General features: G+C 62.5%; 21 protein-coding genes. 1 reads left to right on the top strand and 20 read right to left on the bottom strand.

All coding sequences use genetic code 11. The features are described from left to right. Nucleotides 1-100: 100 nt before the first annotated feature. Nucleotides 101-544, bottom strand: coding sequence for a hypothetical protein (locus tag ACQKP2_RS20860; RefSeq protein WP_427579099.1), 444 nt, complete (start codon nucleotides 542-544; stop codon nucleotides 101-103). 107 nt (nucleotides 545-651) lie between these two features. Continuing rightward, nucleotides 652-1,281, bottom strand: coding sequence for a hypothetical protein (locus ACQKP2_RS20855; RefSeq protein ID WP_427579097.1), 630 nt, complete (start codon nucleotides 1,279-1,281; stop codon nucleotides 652-654). 229 nt (nucleotides 1,282-1,510) lie between these two features. Here ACQKP2_RS20855 and ACQKP2_RS20850 point away from each other — a divergent pair, with 229 nt between their 5' ends. Further along, nucleotides 1,511-2,716: an MFS transporter gene (locus ACQKP2_RS20850; RefSeq protein WP_427579096.1), complete on the top strand. Its 1,206-nt coding sequence runs from the start codon at nucleotides 1,511-1,513 to the stop codon at nucleotides 2,714-2,716. Between the two features lie 117 nt (nucleotides 2,717-2,833). Here the strand turns inward: ACQKP2_RS20850 and phnP are convergent, their stop codons facing one another. The 18 genes from phnP to ACQKP2_RS20760 all read right to left on the bottom strand — a co-directional run bounded on the left by phnP (nucleotide 2,834) and on the right by ACQKP2_RS20760 (nucleotide 18,281). Further along, on the bottom strand, nucleotides 2,834-3,583 hold the full coding sequence (phnP, locus tag ACQKP2_RS20845; protein WP_427579095.1) for a phosphonate metabolism protein PhnP: 750 nt from the start codon (nucleotides 3,581-3,583) through the stop codon (nucleotides 2,834-2,836). Further along, nucleotides 3,574-4,140 (bottom strand): phosphonate metabolism protein/1,5-bisphosphokinase (PRPP-forming) PhnN, encoded by a 567-nt coding sequence (gene phnN / locus ACQKP2_RS20840; RefSeq protein WP_427579094.1) that lies wholly within the window; start codon nucleotides 4,138-4,140, stop codon nucleotides 3,574-3,576. Before phnN ends, phnP begins: the two co-directional genes overlap by 10 nt. Further along, entirely contained in the window at nucleotides 4,140-5,285 is a 1,146-nt protein-coding gene (locus tag ACQKP2_RS20835) for an alpha-D-ribose 1-methylphosphonate 5-triphosphate diphosphatase (protein WP_427579092.1), read from the bottom strand. Before ACQKP2_RS20835 ends, phnN begins: the two co-directional genes overlap by 1 nt. Then, nucleotides 5,275-5,994 carry a phosphonate C-P lyase system protein PhnL gene (gene phnL / locus ACQKP2_RS20830; RefSeq protein WP_427579090.1) on the bottom strand — a complete coding sequence of 240 codons (720 nt, stop codon included), beginning with the start codon at nucleotides 5,992-5,994 and terminating at the stop codon, nucleotides 5,275-5,277. The genes ACQKP2_RS20835 and phnL overlap by 11 nt, the downstream gene beginning before the upstream one ends. A 28-nt stretch (nucleotides 5,995-6,022) precedes the next feature. Then, nucleotides 6,023-6,829, bottom strand: coding sequence for a phosphonate C-P lyase system protein PhnK (phnK, locus tag ACQKP2_RS20825; protein ID WP_427579089.1), 807 nt, complete (start codon nucleotides 6,827-6,829; stop codon nucleotides 6,023-6,025). After that, complete coding sequence (locus tag ACQKP2_RS20820; protein WP_427579087.1) at nucleotides 6,826-7,698, bottom strand: alpha-D-ribose 1-methylphosphonate 5-phosphate C-P-lyase PhnJ; 873 nt, start codon at nucleotides 7,696-7,698, stop codon at nucleotides 6,826-6,828. The genes phnK and ACQKP2_RS20820 overlap by 4 nt, the downstream gene beginning before the upstream one ends. Then, nucleotides 7,691-8,779, bottom strand: a complete 1,089-nt coding sequence (locus ACQKP2_RS20815; RefSeq protein ID WP_427579086.1) for a carbon-phosphorus lyase complex subunit PhnI — start codon at nucleotides 8,777-8,779, stop codon at nucleotides 7,691-7,693. Before ACQKP2_RS20815 ends, ACQKP2_RS20820 begins: the two co-directional genes overlap by 8 nt. Then, nucleotides 8,779-9,378 (bottom strand): phosphonate C-P lyase system protein PhnH, encoded by a 600-nt coding sequence (gene phnH / locus ACQKP2_RS20810; protein ID WP_427579084.1) that lies wholly within the window; start codon nucleotides 9,376-9,378, stop codon nucleotides 8,779-8,781. Before phnH ends, ACQKP2_RS20815 begins: the two co-directional genes overlap by 1 nt. Beyond that, on the bottom strand, nucleotides 9,378-9,824 hold the full coding sequence (gene phnG, locus ACQKP2_RS20805) for a phosphonate C-P lyase system protein PhnG (protein ID WP_427579083.1): 447 nt from the start codon (nucleotides 9,822-9,824) through the stop codon (nucleotides 9,378-9,380). The genes phnH and phnG overlap by 1 nt, the downstream gene beginning before the upstream one ends. 14 nt (nucleotides 9,825-9,838) lie before the next feature. Next, complete coding sequence (gene phnF, locus ACQKP2_RS20800; protein ID WP_427579081.1) at nucleotides 9,839-10,543, bottom strand: phosphonate metabolism transcriptional regulator PhnF; 705 nt, start codon at nucleotides 10,541-10,543, stop codon at nucleotides 9,839-9,841. 36 nt (nucleotides 10,544-10,579) lie between these two features. Further along, nucleotides 10,580-11,362 (bottom strand): phosphonate ABC transporter, permease protein PhnE, encoded by a 783-nt coding sequence (gene phnE, locus ACQKP2_RS20795; RefSeq protein ID WP_427579080.1) that lies wholly within the window; start codon nucleotides 11,360-11,362, stop codon nucleotides 10,580-10,582. A 136-nt stretch (nucleotides 11,363-11,498) separates the two neighbouring features. After that, the gene (phnD, locus tag ACQKP2_RS20790) at nucleotides 11,499-12,500 is read right to left on the bottom strand and encodes a phosphonate ABC transporter substrate-binding protein (RefSeq protein WP_427579078.1); all 1,002 of its coding nucleotides are present in this window, start codon (nucleotides 12,498-12,500) and stop codon (nucleotides 11,499-11,501) included. Nucleotides 12,501-12,544: 44 nt separating this feature from the next. Beyond that, nucleotides 12,545-13,378, bottom strand: coding sequence for a phosphonate ABC transporter ATP-binding protein (gene phnC, locus ACQKP2_RS20785; protein ID WP_427579076.1), 834 nt, complete (start codon nucleotides 13,376-13,378; stop codon nucleotides 12,545-12,547). Nucleotides 13,379-13,675: 297 nt separating this feature from the next. Further along, entirely contained in the window at nucleotides 13,676-14,080 is a 405-nt protein-coding gene (locus ACQKP2_RS20780) for a hypothetical protein (protein WP_427579074.1), read from the bottom strand. Nucleotides 14,081-14,094: 14 nt separating this feature from the next. Further along, nucleotides 14,095-15,297 (bottom strand): c-type cytochrome biogenesis protein CcmI, encoded by a 1,203-nt coding sequence (ccmI, locus tag ACQKP2_RS20775; RefSeq protein WP_427579072.1) that lies wholly within the window; start codon nucleotides 15,295-15,297, stop codon nucleotides 14,095-14,097. Next, nucleotides 15,290-15,763, bottom strand: a complete 474-nt coding sequence (locus tag ACQKP2_RS20770; protein ID WP_427579070.1) for a cytochrome c-type biogenesis protein — start codon at nucleotides 15,761-15,763, stop codon at nucleotides 15,290-15,292. The genes ccmI and ACQKP2_RS20770 overlap by 8 nt, the downstream gene beginning before the upstream one ends. After that, nucleotides 15,760-16,296, bottom strand: coding sequence for a DsbE family thiol:disulfide interchange protein (locus ACQKP2_RS20765; RefSeq protein WP_427579068.1), 537 nt, complete (start codon nucleotides 16,294-16,296; stop codon nucleotides 15,760-15,762). Before ACQKP2_RS20765 ends, ACQKP2_RS20770 begins: the two co-directional genes overlap by 4 nt. Then, nucleotides 16,293-18,281, bottom strand: a complete 1,989-nt coding sequence (locus ACQKP2_RS20760; RefSeq protein WP_427579067.1) for a heme lyase CcmF/NrfE family subunit — start codon at nucleotides 18,279-18,281, stop codon at nucleotides 16,293-16,295. Before ACQKP2_RS20760 ends, ACQKP2_RS20765 begins: the two co-directional genes overlap by 4 nt.

The raw sequence follows: 18,281 nt of genomic DNA, 5'->3' as shown, positions 1-18,281 counted from the left end.
GGTAAAGCGGCTACCGGTGATCGATTCATGAATGAAGGTTTCCCACCTGATACCCCGCGGTGTCCCGTCTACCATCGCGAGCTTGCTCGCTCCTACAGGGTCAGCTCAAATTGCCGCAAAAAATGTTCTGGTTTCCATCGGCCGGGTTTTCCCGAACCACCAGGACATAGCCTCCCGCCCTAAGCTTTTCCACCGGAACAGGCGCACTCTTCCAGAAATACTGATGCGCCGCCGACGAATAGAACCGTGCATTCGGACCGTCGTTCATGTCATAGGCCGGTTTCGCACCCAGGCTCGTACAGCTTCCCTGATAGATGTAGGCCTGCAATCGGCCCGGCAAGGCGCTGCCCTGAGGTTCGCCACTGACAGCGAACCAGAACGCAGTCGAATGACCGTCGGGCATCATGATGGATTGGGAAATGTTCCCGGTATTGATGGAAGTAGCGTTGAGGGGAACGTTGGTGACTTGACTGTCAGGCACTGTCGAGCACCCGAAGATCGACCCAGCCGCTACCACCAACGCCAGCGAAGATACGATTTTCATCGTGATACTCCCGCTTTGTAAGGATGCGTTGAAGTGATCCCCCAGTTGATTTTAGTTGCCGGGTAAATACAGGCATTTCTTCGGATAGTCGGTCAGTTTCACGCCTTTTACATAGGTGGCGTCAGCCCCTCCTTGCCTGCCGAAATCGACTGTGCTGTAAGCGCGCCATCCGCGCCCCGGGTGACGAATGTGACGATCTTCACGCCGACCTTGAGCAAGCTGCGATCACCGGGCAACAGATTCACGATCGGTACGTCTTCGGGCACCAGAATCTTCTGCTGACCGCCCTTGTAGTTGACCGTCAGCACCCGGCCATTGCTGACCACCAGATCGCCGACACTGCCGTTGGTCATGCTGCTGCCCTTGACCAGGTCAAATGGCCGATGCCCGTCACCGCTGCCGGCCAGTTCCGGCGGGAACACATGGACCTCCAGCGCCTTGAGGCTGCCATCGTCCTGGGCGATGGCTGCCGAACCGATGTAGCTGCCGGGCTTGATGTCTTCGATGTTGGCCAGGGTGACGGCGCGGACTTTGGTGTCATTGGTCAGGTTGACGACCACGTTGTCGCCGCCGTTGGTGTGCACTTGCAGTGAATCGGCACTGACTGCGGTGATCTCTCCACGCACGCCGATGCGCATCCCGGGCGGCTCTTGCGCCAGGGCCAGGCCTGCGCTGAAGAGGCCAATCAAGGCCATTGATAAGGCACTGCGAACCAACAAACGAAGCATCGCATTCATGGCAGTGGCTTCCGTTCTAAGCGTCGATAACAAACATAAGCACGCTATCGAACAATATGTAAGTGAATGTATCATCGCCCCGCGCTGATCCGACGCAAGGCTCACGGGTGAACGGCACAAGCCGCCAACCATTGCTCAACGGCATGATGACTATCACTCCAAATGGCTTCCGCGGCCGGAGGAAGCCCTCTAGCCTGCGCGCATTCCTTTTTGTTCTGCGAGACACCTGATGAATCCAGCAACCGACGCGCCACACGGCACCGCGACAATGACCCGTGGCATGGTCCTGCTGTTCGCTTTCTGTTGCGGCGCAATCGTGGCCAATATCTATTACGCGCAGCCGATCATCGGCCTGATTGCGCCGGACCTCGGCCTGAGCGGCAGCCTGGCCAGTTTCATCGTTTCGCTGACCCAGATCGGCTATGCCCTGGGGCTGTTCTTTCTCGTGCCCTTGGGCGATCTGCTGGAAAACCGCCGGCTGATGATCATCACCACCCTGGTGGCGATCGCCAGTTTGCTCGGCGCGTCGTTCACCGATCAGCCGAATGTCTTCCTGTTGATTTCGCTGTTGGTAGGCTTCAGTTCGGTGTCGGTACAGATTTTGATTCCGCTGGCCGCGCATCTGGCGCCGGAGGAATCCCGTGGTCGCGTGGTGGGCGGGATCATGGGCGGGTTGCTGTTGGGCATTCTGCTGGCGCGACCGGTGTCCAGCGTGATCGCCGACCATTTCGGCTGGCGGGCAATGTTTGTCATCGCCGCCGTGCTGATGGCCGCCATCAGCATGGTGCTGGCCCTGACCATTCCCAAGCGCCAGCCAGACCACAGCGCGTCCTATGGCCGATTGCTGGGTTCCTTGTGGACGCTGCTGCGCCAACAACCGGTATTGCGCCAGCGCGCGTTTTACCAGGGCTGCATGTTCGCCACGTTCAGCCTGTTCTGGACGGCGGTGCCGCTGGAGCTGGCACGCAATCATGGCCTGTCGCAATCGCAGATCGCCCTCTTCGCGCTGGTCGGCGCCATTGGCGCCGTCGCAGCGCCCGTTGCCGGACGTCTGGCCGATGCCGGTCATACGCGCGTCGCCAGCCTGCTGGCCCTGCTGTTCGCCAGCCTCAGCTTCCTGCCGGCCTTCATCCACCCCGCCTACAGTGTCATCGGCCTGGCCGTGACCGGCGTGGTACTCGATTTCTGCGTGCAGATGAACATGGTGCTTGGCCAGCGTGCGGTCTACGCACTCGATGCCAAAAGCCGCAGCCGTCTGAATGCGCTGTACATGACCAGCATCTTTATCGGCGGTGCCTTCGGCTCCTCGGTGGCCAGTGCGGTGTACGAGCATGGCGGCTGGTTGTGGATCGTGGTGGTCGGCAGTGCGTTTCCGTTGCTGGCGCTGCTGCGGTTTTTGAGTGTTTCGCAGAGGCCTGCTTTGGCTGCACTGTAGGAGCGAGCAGGCTCGCGATGGTCGTCAACGAAAACGCGGGGAACCTGATGCGCCCCGGTGTCCCGTCTACCATCGCGAGCATGCTCGCTCCTACAGAACCAAAGGCCCTGATGTTTTCTAGAGCACGCACCCATCGAATCCAACCCTGACACAAGCCGGCAAGTCTTGGCGATGCTCGATCAACCATTGATCAAGCGTATGCCCGACATGGGTCAGTACCGCCGAATCAGGCCGTAATTCATCGATGCAGCGCAAGGCCAGGTTCAAATCGTTGTGGTTGCGTGGTGCCTGGGGTTGCGGTGGCATGGAGCAGTCGAGCACCAGCACATCCAATGGCTGGCGTTGCAGCCATGCCGTGGTGGCCTGCGGCAGGCCGACGGTGTCGGTGAGGTAGGCGATGCGCCGCCCTTCACCTTCCAGCAGGTAGCCGAGGGTGGGTTTGGAGTGCAGCAGTGGCAATGCCGTGACACTCAACGGGCCGAAGCGGCGAGTTTGAAACGCCTCGAACGGTTGGCTGAAATCAAGAATGCCAGGGTGCTTGTAAAGGTCGGCCAGGCCTTCCGGGTCGACCGGGCCGTGCACCGGGATTGTCAGGCCCTGGCCCCAGCGCAGGTGCAACAAGCCCTGGGCATGATCGGCGTGGTAATGGGTCTGGAGGATGCCACTGAAGCTTCGCGGCGCGAAGCGTTCAGTGAGATCGGGCAGACCGCTGTCGATCAGCCAGCGCTGGTCGCCACACTCGATCAGCGCACAACAGGGTCGGCGACGCAGCTGTTCGTCCCGACGGGCGCGGTTGCAGGCGATGCATTCGCAGCCGTAGACCGGGACTTGACGGGCGTCGCCGGTGCCCAGCAACGTCAGGCGCATGCGGCGGGCTCGTCGAGGCAGGCCAGCAGACGCTCGACCGTATGCTCCAGCGCCCCGGAGTTATCGAGTACATGCACCCCCGGATCATCGCTCAACAGGCGCTCGCTGAAACGGGCATTGCGCGCCAGTCGCTGATCGATTTCGACCAATGATTCACGCCCGCGCGCCAACAGGCGTTGGCGCAGCACTGCCGGGTCCACGGTCAGCAGCACCGCCAGAACTTCCGGATAACGCTCACGGGTTTGCGGCAGATGCCCCCGTGAGCCGTTGACCAGGACATCGTCCCCTGCCGCCAGCCACTCGTCGATTTCCCGAGGGATACCATAGGCCAGCCCATTGGCCTGCCAGCTCAGGGCAAAGGCGCCCTGGGCCTGCATCTGTGCGAATTGCTCCGGGCTGACACCCTGCGCCGCCTCCCCCACCGCTTCCGCCGATCGGGTGATGACCCGTCGCACGATACGGCAGCGGCGTTCAGCCAACTGGGTGCGCGCAGCATCCAGCAGGCTGTCCTTGCCCGAACCGGAAGGTCCGATGAGATAAATCAACCTGCCCGCCATCAAAACACCCTCTTCGCTTGTCGCCATACTTGCTGGACCACCGGCAAGCCGTCCTGACTGCGTGCCTGCACCAGGTCGGCGCGCATGCCCGGTGCGATCTCGCCACGGTCGCTCAGGCCGGCGGCCCGCGCCGGATTGAGACTGACCATGCGCACCGCTGCGGCCAGGTCGATCCGCTGGCTTTGCGCTGCCAGGGCAAAGGCCGATTGCAACAGGCTGGCCGGGTAGTAATCGCTGGACAGGATATCCAGCAAGCCTTCGGCGGCCAGTTCCGCGGCGGCCACGTTACCCGAGTGCGATCCGCCGCGCACGATGTTCGGTGCGCCCATCAGCACCTGCATGCCTCGCTCGCGACAGCCGCGCGCGGCCTCGGCGGTGGTCGGGAACTCGGCGATGGTCATGCCGTAGCGCGCCGACTCCTCGACATGGGCCAGGGTCGCGTCGTCATGGCTGGCCACCGACAGGCCAAGGGCCAGGCAGTGTTCGACAATCGCCGCGCGATAACGGTCGCTGTACTGCCGGGAGTTGGCCATTTGCAGGGTGATGAATTCATCCATTTGCGTGGTGGTCAGGTGGTACTTGCCCATGTAGTACTCACGGTACTTGGATTCCAGTACGAATTGGCGCTGGCCCGGCGAGTGGTCCATCACCGACACCAATTGCACCAGCGGGTTTTCCACCAGATCGCGGAACACGCTGAGGGTATCGGGGTGGCACAACTCGCAGCGCAGGTGCAGGCGGTGGTCGGCACGGGTCAGCCCGGCGTCGCAGGCCCTGGAAATCGCGTCGAGCATCGCCGGCAGCTTCTGCATGCGATTGCCCTTGGGGTTCACATCGCCGATGGACACCGCGTCGAACACCGTGGTGATACCGGCCGCGATGATTTGCGCATCGTGGCTCAACACCGCCGGCACCGAGGGCCAATCCACGCCGGGACGCGGAGTCATGTGGCGTTCCAGGTTGTCGGTATGCAACTCCACCAGGCCGGGCAGCAGATAATCACCGTTCAGATCCAGTGCCTGGGGCAAGCGGCTCGGGCCGTCGGCCACCTCGGCAATCACACCGTCACGCAGTACCACGGTGCCATAGAACACGCGATCAGCGGTGACCACTTGAGCGTTACTGAGGATCTGTTCAACGGACATCGGCAAATTCCTTCTGGTTCATTGCGGCTGGAGTCATGTCGAGATGGCGATCGGCGACCGCTTCGCGGGCGACACGGTCATGGAAGATGCCGATCAGCGCGGCACCGGCCTGTTTGGCTTCATTGATCAGTTCCAGCACCACCTGACGATTGCTGTCGTCCAGCGAAGCCGTGGGTTCATCGAGCAACATCACCGGCCACGCGACCATGAAGCCGCGGGCGATGTTGACCCTTTGCTGTTCGCCACCGGAAAACGTACCGGGCGCCAGTTGCCACAAACGCTGTGGAATGTTCAGGCGGGTGAGCAGTTCCTCGGCGCGCGATTGGGCCAGGTGCCGGGACCAGCCTCGGGCCAGCGCCGGCTCCATCACCACGTCCAGGCAGGCCACCCGGGGGATCACCCGCAGGAACTGGCTGACATAACCGAGGGTGCGCTGGCGAACCTGGAGAATGTCCCGCGGCCGGGCCCCTACCAATTCCAGCCACTGGCCGTCGTGCTGCACGCGGATGCTGCCGCCGGCCGGCAGGTAGTTGCCGTACAGGGTGCGCAGCAAGGTGCTTTTGCCCGCGCCGGACTGGCCGTGCAGCACCAGGCATTCGCCGCCCGCCACGCTGAAACCCACTGCGCGCAGGACATTGAGAACCACGCCATTTTGTTGATGCAAGGTGAAGGTTTTCGAGAGGTCGCGGACTTCGATCAAGGTATTCATCGCTCGTTTTCCACAGTTGGACGGGGCTTCACGGCTGCAACACCGAAGACACCAGCAGTTGCGAATAAGGGTGCTGCGGGTCGTCGAGGATCTGGTCGGTCAGGCCGGTTTCCACCACTCGCGAACGGCGCATCACCATCAAGCGATCGGCCAGCAATCGCGCCACCGCCAGATCGTGGGTGACGATCACCACCGCCAGGTCCAGCTCGCGCACCAGGCCACGCAACAGGTCGAGCAAGCGAGCCTGTACCGAGACGTCGAGGCCGCCGGTGGGCTCGTCCATGAACACCAGGCGCGGGCTCGAGACCAGGTTGCGGGCGATTTGCAGGCGCTGCTGCATGCCGCCGGAGAAAGTGCGTGGCAAGTCATCGATGCGCTGCGGATCGATTTCCACCTGGCTCAACCAGTCGAGACCGGCGCCGCGCAGTTGCTGGTAATTGCGCACACCTTGGGCCATCAGGCGCTCGCCGATGTTGGCCCCCGCCGACACGCCCATGCGCAGGCCGTCCCGCGGGTTCTGTTCGACAAAGCCCCACTCGGTGCGCAGCAAGGTGCGGCGCTCGGCTTCACTGGCGCTGTACAGGTCCAGCCAGTGGTCCTGTTTGTCGCGGTAACCGACGTGGCCGCATTGGGGCGGCAAGCGCCCGCTGAGCAGCGAAAGCAACGTCGATTTCCCCGAGCCGGACTCGCCGACAATCCCCAGCACTTCACCGGGATACAAGTCGAAGCTGACACCCTGGCAACCCTTTTCCGGGCCGTACAACAGCGTCAGGTCACGCACGCTGAGTAAAGGCTCGGTGGACACGGACAACTCGTTTTTCAGCGCCTGGTTCATTGGCCCTGCTCCTGCTGGCTGACGCGCTGGGCGCAGTAGTAAGTGTCGGAACAGACGAAGCGCTGGGTGCCGGCGTCGTCGATGATCAACTCGTCGAGGAACGACTCACGGCTGGCGCAAATGGCGCAGCATTCCTCCCATTTCTGCACTTCGAAGGGGTGATCCTCGAAGTCGAGACTGGTGACTCGGGTGTAAGGCGGCACCGCGTACAGGCGCTTTTCCCGTCCGGCACCGAACAACATCAGCGCCGGGCTCATGTCGAGTTTCGGGTTATCGAATTTGGGAATCGGCGACGGGTCCATCACGTAGCGTTCGTCGACCATCACCGGGTAGGCATACGCGGTGGCGATGTGACCGAAGGTGGCGATGTCCTCGTACAGCTTGACGTGCATCACCCCGTAATCGTTGAGGGCATGCATGGTCCGGGTTTCGGTCTCCGAGGGTTCGATAAAGCGCAGCGGCTCGGGAATCGGCACCTGGTAAACCATGATCTGGTCGGCGTGAAGCGGTGTTTCAGGGATGCGGTGACGAGTCTGGATCACGGTCGCATCCGGGGTGATCTCGGTGGTCGCGACACCGGCGGTGCGAGCGAAAAAGCGCCGGATCGACACCGCGTTGGTGGTGTCGTCCGCGCCCTGGTCGATGACCTTGAGCACGTCATCGTCGCCCAGGATCGCGGCGGTCAATTGCATGCCGCCAGTGCCCCAGCCGTACGGCAACGGCATTTCGCGCCCGCCGAACGGCACCTGATAACCGGGGATCGCCACGGCCTTGAGCAGGGCGCGACGGATCATGCGCTTGGTCTGCTCGTCCAGGTAGGCAAAGTTGTACGCCGCGTCGCGTTCCGGCGCCTGGTTCAGGTCATTCATCGTTGCTGCCCTCGGCAGGTTTGTGCAGGTTGCTGCGCAGTTTGCGGATCAGTTCCAGTTCGGCCTGGAAGTCCACGTAGTGAGGTAGCTTGAGGTGCGAGACAAAGCCGGCGGCCTCGACGTTGTCGCAGTGCATCAGCACGAACTCTTCCTGCTGCGCCGGGGATTCGATCTCTTCGTTGTACTCCTTCGCACGCAGCGCGCGATCGACCAGCGCCATGCCCATGGCCTTGCGTTCGGCATGCCCGAAGGCCAGGCCATAACCGCGGGTGAACTGCGCCGGCTCGCTGGCCGAGCCGACGAACTGGTTGACCATCTCGCACTCGGTGACTTCGATACAGCCCAGGTTGATCGGGAACCCAAGCTCCTCGGGATCGATCCAGACCTCGACTTCACCGATACGGATTTCCCCGGCAAACGGGTGGTTACGGCCATAGCCACGCTGAGTGGAATAGCCCAGCGCCAACAGGAATCCCTCGTCACCACGGGCCAGGGCCTGCAAGCGCTCGGCGCGACTGGCGGGCAGTTCCAGCGGATCGCGGGTGATGTCCGCCACGCTTTCACCGCTGTCGCATTCGTTCTTGATCAGGCCTTCCTGGGCGAGCAGACCGAGCACCCGCGGGCACGGTTCCTGGCTGGCATCCGGGCTGACCTGCGGCCCTGGATACTCACCTTCGGCCAGCAGGGCAAAATCCAGCAGGCGATGGGTGTAATCGAAGGTCGGCCCCAGCAACTGCCCACCGGGTACATCCTTGAAGGTGGCGGACAGACGTCGGCTGAGTTGCATGTTCGACGTGTCGATCGGCAGGCTCGGGCTGAAGCGCGGCAACGTGGTGCGGTAGGCACGCAACAGGAAAATGGCTTCCACCAGGTCCCCTGCCGCTTGCTTGATGGCCAGTGCCGCCAGTTGTTCGTCGTACAGCGAGCCTTCGCTCATCACTCGCGCGACCGCCAGCGGCAATTGCTGACGAATCTGCTCGACACTCAGCTCGCTGACCGAAGTATCGCCCCGGCGCTTTTTCGCCAGCAGGCGGTGGGCATTGTCGATGGCCTGTTCGCCACCCTTGACGGCTACGTACATCAGACACGCTCCTGTGCGATACGGGTGACCCGCGTGCTGCGCGGCAGACCGATGAGGTCGTGACCGGCGGCGAAGAAAAGATCCAGCCCCCGTGGGAACGGATTGCGCCGCAGGCGTTCGTCCCAGAAATCGTCTTCCACAGGCAAAGCGACAACCTGTTCGGTTTCGATGCCCGGCCCGCGCCAGGCCAATGCCTGGCCTCCGCCCAGATCCGGCAGTTGAACCAGCAAGGTGCAGGACTGATCGGGGTAGCGATCGTTACCCTGGTCGAAGCCGCCGAGGTCCGGCAGATCGTCGCCGGCGAGCAAGGCAAACCGCGCGTCCTCGCGGTTGACGGTCAGCGGGCAACCACAATGGAACGCCAGGTTGGCGCGGATCAGCGGCGTGTCGAACGACGGCGCCAGCCACAGCGGCGTATCGACATCCAGTAATGCCAGGCACAGCGCGTAGGTCGCGGGCGCCAACCCCTCCAGATGAGGTGCGGCGTGCAGTGTCTGGATCGAACCGGGCCCCGCCAATGCCTTGAGTGCCGCGCGAAATCCGCGCTGGGCGTCGAGCACCGGGTCGGCGAACGCCGGTTGCAACAGCTGTGCGTTCATCAGTTTTCTCCTCGCACGAGGGTGAAGAATTCCACTTTGGTGGCGGCGGTTTCTGCCGCTTTTTGCGCCCGACGTTCGGCCTGGGCCAGGGCCAGCGGTGCAATCAATTGATCGAGCCAATGCCGCTGCTGTGCGCCCTGCAGATGCGCGTCGGCCAGGGCGGCCAGTTCGGCATGCGCCTTGTCGCGACCGGCCAGGTAGCTGTAACCGGTGCGGCCATCGGCCAGGCGCACCACGCAGCGGGTCACGGTCATTTCACCGACGTTGAACGGCGCACCGTTGCCGCCCATGCGACCACGCACCAGGGTCATGCCGATTTCCGGGGCGCGAATCAGTTGGTACTCGACGTCGCGCAACGCGGCTTCATGGCGTTGCAATTCACTGCGGCGGGCGCAGGCCAGCACGCCGATCCAGTGCTGGCGCGCGGTGTGAGAAGCAGGGTTCATCAGAGAGTTCTCCATCAGGTGACGACCTGGTACTGGAAGCGATCCGAACGGCTGGTGGACTGGGCCAGCTCCACCGCACGGCCGTCCTGGTCGCGGGAAAGGGTGAAGACGCTCAGCGCCGGCAGATGCCGGGGCATCATCAACAACGCGGCTTCTTCGCGGTTGGGCAAACGGGCGCCGATCAGGCTCAGGGTGCGGGTCAGCGGCAAGCCCCGCTCACGCAGGTACTGACGCAGGGAACCGCCGGTGTAGTCCGCCAGCAAAGGCGCATGGCTGGCGCAATAACGATGACGGATCAGGCTGACCGGTTGCTGGTCGAGCTTGCGCAAGGTCTGCAATTCGATCATGGGGGCCATTTCGGCGATGCCCAGGTGCTGCGCTTCTTCACGGCTGGCAAAGCAGTAACGACGCTTGAGCAGTACCGCTTCGACGCCCAGCCCCTGGGCCGACAGCGACTGGCTGTAGGCACTATCGGCGGCCATCGGGTAAATCAGCGGCCGTTCCAGCACCTGGGTGCCCTTGCCCTGGCGCCGCAACAGGCTGCCTTCGAACACCAGTTCGTCGATGGCGCGGCGCAAGGTGTGACGGTTGACCCCGAAGCGCTCGGCCAACTGCACCTCTGCCGGCAGGAAGTCTCCGGCGCTGTAGTCAGCCAGTTCGCGGCGCAGGATATCGGCGAGTTCGCGATACACCGGCTCATCTTGTCTAGACAACTGCATGCTTTAAAAAAGCGCCCGCAGGCACCCCTCCGAAAATCAGATGAACTGCTTGCGCAGGCGTTGCGAGAGAACGTCGATAAGGCTCACCACGAAGATGATCACCAGCAAAACGGCGCAGGTCTGAACAAACTGAAAGGCGCGGATGTTTTCCCAGAGAATCACCCCGATCCCACCGGCACCGACCATCCCCACCACCGTCGCCGAGCGCACGTTGGCTTCGAAGCGATAGAGCGCGTAGGACACCCACAGCGGCATCACTTGCGGGATCACGCCGTAGATCACTTCCTGCAAGGCGCTGGCACCCGTGGCGCGAACCCCTTCCACCGGCCCCGGATCGATGGCCTCGACCGCTTCGGCGAACAGCTTGGCGAGAACGCCCGTGGTGCTGATCCACAACGCCAGCACCCCGGCAAACGGCCCCAGCCCCACCGCCACCACAAACAACATGGCGAACACCATTTCGTTGATCGAACGGAAGGCATCCATGACCCGGCGCAACGGTTGATGAATCCACCAGGGCGTGATGTTTTCCGAACAGAGGATGCCCAGCGGCACCGAGCAGACAATGGCCAGCACCGTGCCCCAGAGGGCGATTTGTACGGTGATGAGCATTTCCTTGAGGTAGGCGCGCCATTCATGGAAGTCCGGCGGGAAGAAGTCCGCGGCGAATGTCGCCATGTTTCCCGAGTCGCGGTACAGCGCCATCGGGTTCATTTCGGCGCCGTGCCAGGCCCAGGCCAGCAGGACCAGGAACAGGCCCCAACCGGCGTACTGTGGCCAGGTTCGTTTGCCAACTGCTTCAGCGTGCAGAGTGGTCATAAAATTCTCGAAGTCATTCCTGACCTGTAGGAGCGAGCACGCTCGCGATGGTGGTCAACGATTACGCGGGAAACCTGAATTAACGCGGCGCCCATGCGTTCATCGCGAGCTTGCTCGCTCCTACAGGGGATAGGCCTTAGCCGTTGGCGGCGGTTTTTGGGGCCAGTTCGTTGATGCGCTCTTGCAACTTGGCCAGTTCGGCATCGATCTCGGCCAGGCGCCTGGCCTTGTCGGCAGCCTCAAGCTTGGTGTCGGCATCGACGGTGGTGCGTTGCTTGAACAGTTCCAACTGGCGGATCGGCAGCAACTGGTCATCGCTGGACTTGAGGAACTTGCCCAACTGCATGCCCGCGAGCACCGCTTTCTCGGAGTCCGTGTCGCCATAGCTGAAGATGAAATCGCGGATCTTGGTCTTCTCGCCATCGCTCAGGCTCTTGCTCCAGACCAGCGGATCGGCGGGGATCAGCGGCGACTTCCAGATCACCTTGAGCATGGCAGCCTTGTCCGGCTGGGTGACTTCCAGGCGATCCCAGCTTTCGGTGTTGAAGGTCGCCACATCCAGTTGCCCTTTGGCCACGCTCAGCGCATTGACTTCATGGCTGGAGTTGAGGGTGCGCTTGAACGCGGTGGCCGCATCGACGTGGTTCTTGGCGAATACGTAGTAGCCCGGCACCAGGTAGCCCGATGTGGAGTTCGGGTCGCCGTTGCCGAAGGTCAGGTTCTTGGCATTTTTCAACATGTCGTCAACGGAGTTGATCGGGCTGTCCTTGCGCGCGATCAACACGCTCCAGTAACCGGCGGCGCCGCTGGCGGCTGCGGTCTGGGCGAAGATTTCGCCGTTGGAGCGATCCACCGCTTCGATGGCGGCCTTGTTGCCCAGCCACGCGACGTCGACCTTGTTGAAGCGCATGCCCTGGATCAGGCCGGCATAGTCAGAGGCGAACGTGGCGTTGACCTTCAGGCCGGTTTTCTTCTGCATGTCATCGAGAAACGGCTGCCAGATACTCTTGAGGTTCTGCGACGACTCGGTGGACATGATGCCGAAGTTGATGGCTTTTTCTTCTGCCTGGGCGGTACCCAGCACACAGGCTGCAAGCAGTGTGGCACCTGCAAAAACGCGACCGATACGGTTCAACATGGAAGGGTTTCCTGGGGATGAACGGTTGGGGGAAGAAGGATTTTTCACGCGTGTTTCAGCACCAGCCGGGGTGCGGCCTCGGCAGGACGAATGTGCTCGGAACACAGGAGGCTGGTGTCGATGCCCGCCCCATACAAATCATTGAGGAACTGGCCGCTCAGCTCGCCGGCACGACCATCGAAATGAATCCGCCCACCCTTGAGCGCCACGGCACGTGGGCAATAGCGAGTGGCGTAGTCCACTTGATGCAGGGTCACGACCACAGTCTTGCCGTCACGGCGATTGATGTCGGCAAGAATCTCCATGACCTTGCGCGCCGACTCGGGATCGAGCGAGGCAATCGGCTCATCCGCCAGGATCACCTCGGCACGCTGGGTCAAGGCACGGGCAATCGCCACGCGTTGCTGTTGTCCGCCGGACAGGGTCGAGGCGCGTTGCGCGGCCAGATCGGCCAGGCCGACGCGATCCAGCGACTCGAGGGCGAAGCGTTTTTCCTCGGCATTGAACAGGCCCAGGCTGCCACGCCAGCGCGGCATGCGCCCCAGGCAACCGAGCAGCACGTTGTCGAGCACGCTCAGGCGATTGACCAGGTTGAATTGCTGGAAGATGTAGCCGATGTCCGCCCGCAAGCGCCGCACCTTGCCATTGAGCCGTCCGCTGGCCTGCACTTCCCGACCCAGCACCTTGACGCTGCCGCCGTTGTTGCGATCGCAGCAGGCCAGGCCCGCGAGGTGGCGCAACAACGTGGATTTACCGGAGCCGGAAGCGCCGATCAGCGCGACCATCTCACCGGCCGCAATGGTCAGTTCGAGATCGACCAGTGCGGTTTTACGCGCAAAGGTCTTGTTCAGATGATCGACATGGATAGCTGCGTTCATGGGCTTCTCTGTCTGGTTGAACAGCCGTCCGTGGCCGCATTTGAGTTCAACCGACTTTAGGCATGGGCCATGTCAGCGCTATGACTTGTACAAGTCGCCGGATTAACCATTTGATGAAGGTTTTGTGAAAGGTTGAGCTGGCGGGTGCGGTGAAGAAACTGTGGGAGCGAGCCTGCTCGCGATGGCGTTGTGTCAGTCGACATCATCGTTGCCTGTCACAACGCCATCGCGAGCAGGCTCGCTCCCACAAGGTTTTTCAGCGCCCACAAAAAAGGCGACCCGAAGGTCGCCTTTGCTTTACTGCCCGAATTGTCGTCCCAAACCACCCGGAACGCCGTGGATATCCGTCTCCTCCCACGGCCCTTTCGGACTGATCGAGCGGCTCCAGCCGTTGTCCCAGCGGTAGTAGGTGCGCTGGCGGTAGAAGGTGTTGGGCTGGTCGTCGAGGACATAGACGCCCAGTTTCGGGTCCCAGTGGCTGTTGCCACCCGGCGGCGGCGCGAAGCTGGCCGAGGTGCGTGGCAGCGGTTTGGCCGGTTTGCTCGGGGTAGCCGGTTTGCCTGGTGCCGTCGATGGCACCGGTTTGCTGCCCGGCTGCGATGGCGGGACCGGCGTTCGACTCGGGTATTCCGGCTGTTGGACCGCACAGGCGCTCAACCCCAAAACGAGGCTGAGCAGAGTGATACGAGCAATGGCGGTCATGAAGGCGTTTCCTGTTATTTGTCCGGGCTGTCGATGGTCAGGTTCTGCGGCGCGGTGGTGCTGCTTGCCAAAGGCTCGCTGCGTCCTACCCATTCGCCTGCCGTCGGTTGGCCGGCACGGGAAACGCGCGCAACCAGTTGGACTTCAGGAAAGTTCGACAGTTTCAACTGCGGCATCATTGCGTCGGCATCGCCCAGCTCGACGGTCGCCGGCAGATCCGCCACCGTCAGGCGCTTGGCCGCCAGCGGCGCGGGTGGGCCGGAGGTGGCACGGGCAAAAATGAAGACGCTGTCTCCAGGCTGGACCCTGGCTTTGAGGTCAGCGGACAGTTCCACACGGACCTTGAGCATCGCAGCAGCCTTGGCCACCGGTGCAGGCGCTACCTTGCCGCCACTGGCCAACAGTTTTTCCGTGGCCCGCTGTATGCCGCCCTGCAAGGCGACACGGGACTTGTCGTCCGGCGGCAACTGTTCCATCAAGCGGTTCCAGTAATCGATGGCCTCCTGATAGTGCTGGTCTTCGAACGCCGCGATCCCCAGCAGCCCCAGGCTGGTGACTTCTTTGGGATCCGCCTTGAGCGCTTCATCAGTGAGCGCCTGGACCTTGTCGGACCACTTCTTGCCATCCGCGAAGTACTGGGCCTGCGCCCACTGCCCCAGCAATTCGGGTTGGCGGCCTGCAAGGTTGACGGTCCGTTCGAAGATTTTCGCAGCGTCCCCCGGACGATCCTGGGTCATATAGGTGCGTCCCAGGAAATACAGCGCTTCGGCAGATTCAGGTTGTGCCGCGACCGCGCGCTCAAGCCGTCGGGTCATTTCCTCCATCGATTGCGGTGCCTGGGCGAATTCGCGCGTCAGCTCGACTTTGTCGCTGGCGCCGAAATGCAGGTACAGGCCCAGGCCCAGCACCGGGACCAATATCGCTGCCAGCAGGGGCGCCGGTTTGCCCAGGCGCGAGACCCGCGGTGCCGCGCTGCCTTCGGTGTCAGCCAGCAGTTCGCGCGCGGCCTCGGCACGCCCGGCGTCCATTTGCGCCGCATCGAGAACGCCCTCTTCCTGCTGAGCCTGAAGCTCAGCCACGCGTTCCTGATACAACGCCACGTTCAGGGCAGTACGATCCTCTTCGAGCTGGGCGCGACGACCGCGCAGAACAGGGATCAGCAGAAAACTCAGGGCCACCAGAAGCAGCAGACCTGCAGCGAGCCAGAAATCAATCATTCTTGGTGTTATCCAACAGGTGGTCGAGGCGCTCGCGCTCCTCGGCGGAAAGCTCATCCCGGGTGACTGCGCGTTGCACGCGACGGCGGCGGACGATCACGGCAATGACCACAAAACCGCCCAGCAACAGGCCGGCCGGTCCGAACCAGAGCAGAGCGGTCTTGGCACTCAGGGCCGGTTTGTAGCGGACGAAATCACCGTAGCGGTCGACCATGAAGTCGATGATCTGCTGATTGTCCTTGCCCTCGCCGAGCATGCGGTAAATCTCTTTGCGCAAATCGGCGGCAATGGGGGCATTGGAATCGGCAATGTCCTGGTTCTGGCACTTGGGGCAACGCAGTTCCTTGGTCAGCTCGCGGAAACGCTCGCGATCCCCTTCCTTGGCGAACTCATAGGTATCGATGGCCGCATGGGCCACCCCGGCCATGCTCAAGCCCAAAGCGACGGCAGCGATCCAGCGCTTCATGGCTTGGCCTCGTCGACCAGCGCCTGATACTTGGCGGCCAGTTTTTCACGCCAGACCTGATCGTCGATCACCCCGACGAACTTGTCGCGGATGATGCCCTTGGCATCGATGAAGAAGGTTTCCGGGGCACCATAGACACCGAGGTTCAAGCCCAGGGTGCCGGCATCGTCGCGAATGTTCAGTTGATAAGGGTTGTGGAACTCCGTCAGCCACTTCAAGGCGTCGGCATTGACGTCCTTGTAGTTGATGCCAAGGATCACCACGCCTCGCTCGGCCAGTTTGTTCAGTACCGGGTGTTCGACCCGGCAGGAAATGCACCAGGTGCCCCAGACGTTGACCAATGCCGGCTTGCCGAGGATATCGTCACGCGTCAGGGTCTTGTCGCCCTGCACCGCCGGCAGGGAAAACGCCGGGAAAGGTTTGCCGATCATTGCCGAGGGCAATTCGGCAGGGTCCAGGTACAGGCCGCGATACAGGAAAACAGCGACCACCAGAAAAATCGCCAGTGGCAACAGCATCAACCATCGTTTCATGCAGTGGCTCCATCCATGCCCAGTGCTTCGCGCACCCGGCTTTTTACCTTGACCCGATAACGTCGATCCAGCGCCGCGAGCAAACCACCGAGGCCTGTGAGCAAGCCGCCGAACCAGATCCAGCGCACGAACGGTTTGACGTGTACGCGAACAGCCCAGGCGCCATCGCCCAACGGTTCACCCAGGGCGACGTAGAGGTCGCGGGTGAAACCGGCGTCGATCCCGGCTTCGGTCATCATCGAGTTCTGCACGGTGTAGAGGCGTTTTTCCGGATGCAACACGGTGACTTCCTGGCCATCGCGGATCACACGGATGGTGCCTTTATCGGACGTGAAGTTCGGGCCTTCGACGTGTTTGGCGCCTTCGAACACGAAGTGGTAACCGGCCAGGTCCACGGATTCGCCCGGTGCCAGGCGCAGGTCGCGCTCGGCGCTGTTCTGGCTCGACAGCACGACGCCCAGGGCGCAGACCGCGATGCCCAGGTGCGCCAGTTGCATGCCCCAATAGCTGCGGGTCAGGGTCGGCAGTCCCTGGATCAGGCCCTTGTGGCGGGTCTTGTCGAAGATGTCGCGTACACCGGCCAGCAACACCCAGGCCGCAAGCAGGAAAGTCGCCAGCACCGCCCAGTTGAAATCACCGTAGGCCACGCCGGCCACCACGGCCAATGCGGCGCTGCCGATCAGAACCGGGGTCAGCATGCTCGACAGCCATTTGAGCGGGGTGTCTTTCCAGCGCACGATCACACCGACCGCCATCACCAGCATCAGCAATGCCATCAGCGGAATGAACAACGCATTGAAGTACGGCGGGCCGACCGACAGCTTGGCGCCGGTCGTGGCATCGAGAATCAGCGGGTACAGGGTGCCCAGCAGGATCATCGACGCCGCCACCACCAGCACCAGGTTATTGCCCAGCAGCAGGGTTTCCCGGGACCAGAGATTGAAGCCGACCTGGCTCTTGACCACCGGCGCGCGCACGGCGAACAGCGTCAGAGAACCGCCGACCACGAACAACAGGAAAATCAGGATGAACACGCCGCGCTCCGGATCGGAGGCAAAGGCATGCACCGACGTCAGTACGCCGGAGCGCACGAGGAAGGTGCCCAGCAGGCTCAGCGAAAACGCAGCGATGGCCAGCAACACGGTCCAGCTCTTGAACACGCCACGCTTTTCCGTGACGGCCAGCGAGTGAATCAGCGCGGTGCCTACCAGCCAGGGCATGAAGGAAGCGTTTTCCACCGGGTCCCAGAACCACCAGCCACCCCAGCCGAGTTCGTAGTAGGCCCACCAGGAGCCGAGGGTGATGCCGATGCCCAGGAATGCCCAGGCCACGATGGTCCATGGACGCGACCAGCGTGCCCACGCTGCATCGAGGCGACCGCCCAGCAAGGCGGCGATGGCGAAGGCGAAGGCCACGGAGAACCCGACGTAACCCATGTACAGCATTGGCGGGTGCACGATCAGGCCGATGTCTTGCAGCAACGGGTTAAGGTCGCGACCGTCCGACGGGATCTGCGGCAGGATACGAACGAACGGGTTGGACGTGAGGATCAGGAACAGCAGAAACCCGGTGCTGATCATGCCCATCACCGCCAGCACCCGCGCCAGCATCTCTTGCGGCAATTGCCGGGAAAACACCGACACGGCGAAGGTCCAGCCCCCAAGGATCAGTGCCCACAACAGCAACGAGCCTTCATGCGCCCCCCAAACGGCGCTGAACTTGTAGTACCAGGGCAACGCGCTGTTGGAGTTGCTGGCGACATAGGCGACGGAGAAATCGTCAGTCATGAACGCGTAGGTCAGGCTGCCGAAGGCGAACAACAGAAAGGCGAACTGGCCCCATGCGATCGGCCGGGCCAGGCTCATCCACAAACGGTCGCCGCGCCAGGCACCGAGCAACGGCACCACGGCCTGCACCAGGGCGAAACACAACGCCAGGATCATTGCCAGGTGACCCAGCTCGGGAATGAAAATCGCGGAAGTCAT

Origin of the sequence: Pseudomonas sp. NPDC089569 (genome assembly GCF_050280625.1) — a bacterium.
In the GTDB taxonomy this organism is placed as follows: Bacteria; Pseudomonadota; Gammaproteobacteria; order Pseudomonadales; family Pseudomonadaceae; genus Aquipseudomonas.
The sequence above is the reverse complement of the archived record's forward strand: the minus strand, read 5'-3'. Positions and strand labels throughout refer to the sequence as shown.